This is a genomic window from Corallococcus sp. 4LFB, assembly GCF_046520365.1.
Taxonomy (GTDB): Bacteria; Myxococcota; Myxococcia; order Myxococcales; family Myxococcaceae; genus Corallococcus; species Corallococcus caeni.
The window spans coordinates 1-2,289 of record NZ_JBKGHJ010000829.1; the positions used below are offsets into that span (position 1 = coordinate 1).

General features: G+C 73.0%; 4 protein-coding genes. 1 reads left to right on the forward strand and 3 read right to left on the reverse strand.

Annotated features, from left to right (window positions below; translation table 11 throughout):
- The 3 genes from ACLEQD_RS41655 to ACLEQD_RS41665 form a co-directional block, all read right to left on the reverse strand.
- The coding region (locus tag ACLEQD_RS41655) for a zf-HC2 domain-containing protein (protein WP_410391456.1) at positions 1–179 on the reverse strand (179 nt) is incomplete at its 3' end.
- Positions 180–217: 38 nt separating this feature from the next.
- Positions 218–1,045, reverse strand: coding sequence for a 2,3,4,5-tetrahydropyridine-2,6-dicarboxylate N-succinyltransferase (locus ACLEQD_RS41660; protein ID WP_120559077.1), 828 nt, complete (start codon positions 1,043–1,045; stop codon positions 218–220).
- Between the two features lie 76 nt (positions 1,046–1,121).
- The gene (locus ACLEQD_RS41665; protein WP_410391454.1) at positions 1,122–1,427 is read right to left on the reverse strand and encodes a hypothetical protein; all 306 of its coding nucleotides are present in this window, start codon (positions 1,425–1,427) and stop codon (positions 1,122–1,124) included.
- Positions 1,428–1,592: 165 nt separating this feature from the next.
- Between ACLEQD_RS41665 and ACLEQD_RS41670 the strand changes: the two genes are divergently transcribed.
- A partial coding sequence (locus ACLEQD_RS41670; RefSeq protein ID WP_410391455.1) for a pyridoxal phosphate-dependent decarboxylase family protein occupies positions 1,593–2,289 on the forward strand: 697 nt, incomplete at its 3' end.

Sequence of the window (2,289 nt, forward strand, 5' to 3'; positions counted from 1 at the left end):
TCCACCGCGGGCGTCAGCCGGGCCAGCTCCGCCCGGCAGCGCGCGCAGCCGTCCAGGTGCCGGGCCGCGGCGTCGCGCCGGGCCGGCTCCAGGGTCCCGAGCAGCCACTCGGGGAGGATGTCGTCGAGGTGTTCCATGGGTTCCCGGAAGGACAGCGGACGTATCACGTCCCGTGACATCTATACGCGTCCGCGCCAGCGGCGGATTTTCGCGCCGCTCACACCGGGACGGCGAACTCCCGCAGGGCCGCGTTGAGGCTGGTCTTCTGGTCGGTGGACGCCTTGCGCTGCCCGATGATGAGCGCGCACGGGACCATGTACTTCCCGGCGGGGAACTGCTTCTCCCGCATGCCCGGAATCACCACGCTCCGGGCCGGGACGCGCCCCTTGTGGATGACCTCCTGGGGCCCGGTGACGTCGATGATTTGCGTGGACGCGGTCAGCACCACGTTGGCGCCGAGCACCGCCTCCTCCTCCACCACCACGCCCTCCACCACGATGGAGCGGCTGCCCAGGAAGGCGCCGTCCTCGATGATGACCGGCGACGCGGAAGGCGGCTCGAGCACGCCGCCCAGGCCCACGCCGCCCGACAGGTGGACATGCCGGCCCACCTGCGCGCACGACCCCACGGTGGCCCAGGTGTCCACCATGGTGCCCGCGCCCACCCGCGCGCCGATGTTCACGTACCCGGGCATCACCACCGCGCCCCGCTCCACGAAGGCGCCGTAGCGCACGGTGCCCGGGGGCACCACGCGCACGCCCGCCGCCTCCAGGCCCTTCTTCAGGGGCACCTTGTCGTGGAACTCGAAGGGGCCCACCTCCATCACCTGCATCTCCGACACGGCGAAGAACAGGAGGATGGCCTCCTTCACCCAGGCGTTGACCCGCCAGCCCTCCGGGCCCTTCTCCGCGACGCGCAGCTCGCCGGCATCCAGCCGCGCCAGCGTCTCGCGCACCGCCGCCACGGTGTCCGCGTCCTTCAATTTCGCCCGGTCCGCGAACGCCGCGGACACCCGCTGGGAGAGCTCTTCGAGGGATGTCGCCATGACACGAAGTTCAATCACACTTCAGCGGTCCGCGCCCCTCCCGAGTGTCCACCGCCTGACGGCCTCCGGACGACCGTCAGACGTGCGACGCGCCCGGCACCAGCGCCAGCGGATGGGTCAGCGACAGGATTTCCCCGTGATGCTGTTTGTCCGCGGGGACCAGCGGGCCGGTGCCCTCGCGCAGCACCACGGCGCCCGGGAGCACCCGGCCCACGGCGGACAGGGGCACCTCCTTCCAGTGGCGGTTGAAGGGCGAGCGCCGGACATAGAGGTGCTCCTGGCCGATGAAGGCCACGTAGCCCAGCATCTTCCCGTCCGCCGAGCGGACCCGCATGCCGCCAATGATGGAGCGCCGCTCGAACGGCGTGTCGTCGAAGGCCATCGGTCGCCTCCTCCCGTGCGGGGGAAAGGTGGGGATGGCCCGGAGGCGCCGCGAGCCGCCCGGCCTCAAGCCGGGCCCCTGCCCGCCCGGCCCCCCAGGGAGAGGGGAGCAGCGCCCGAGTTTCCCCAGGCCTGGAACGGGCGCTCCCGTTAGCTTGCGCCCGCCATGACGCCCCCCGTCTTTCCCCCGCTGCGTGCCGCCTACGACCCGGAGGCCTTCCGGGCCACCGCCCACGCCCTGATGGATCAGCTCGCGGACTACCTGAAGACCGCGCTCGGAGGGGGCGCCATGCCGGTGCTCCCCTGGGCCCCGCCCGCGGTGAACCAGGAGCGCTTCGCCACGGCCTTTCCAGCAGAGCCGGCCCCGGAGCTGTCGGGGGCCTTCGCCGCGCTGATGGCGCGCGTGCTGGAGGGCTCGCACCACCTGCACCACCCGCGCTACGTGGGCCACCAGGTGACGGCGCCCGTGCCGCTCTCCGCGCTGTGCGACGCCGTGTCGTCGCTGCTCAACAACGGCATGGCCGTGTACGAGATGGGCCCCGTCGCCACCGCGATGGAGCACCACGTGCTCGCGTGGATGGCCGCGAAGCTGGGACTGCCCTCCGGCGCCCGGGGCGTGCTCACCTCCGGCGGCAGCGCGGGCAACCTCACCGCCCTGCTCGCCGCCCGTCAGGCGAAGGCCGGCTACGACGCGTGGAACGGCGGCGCGCACGCGGGGCCGCCCCTGACGGTGCTCGTGCCGCGCTCCGCGCACTACTGCCTGGCCCGAGCGGTCCGCATCATGGGCTGGGGCGAGGGCGGCCTCACCCCGGTGGACGTGGACGACCACTTCCGCGTGCGGCCGGACGCCCTGGAGGACGCGC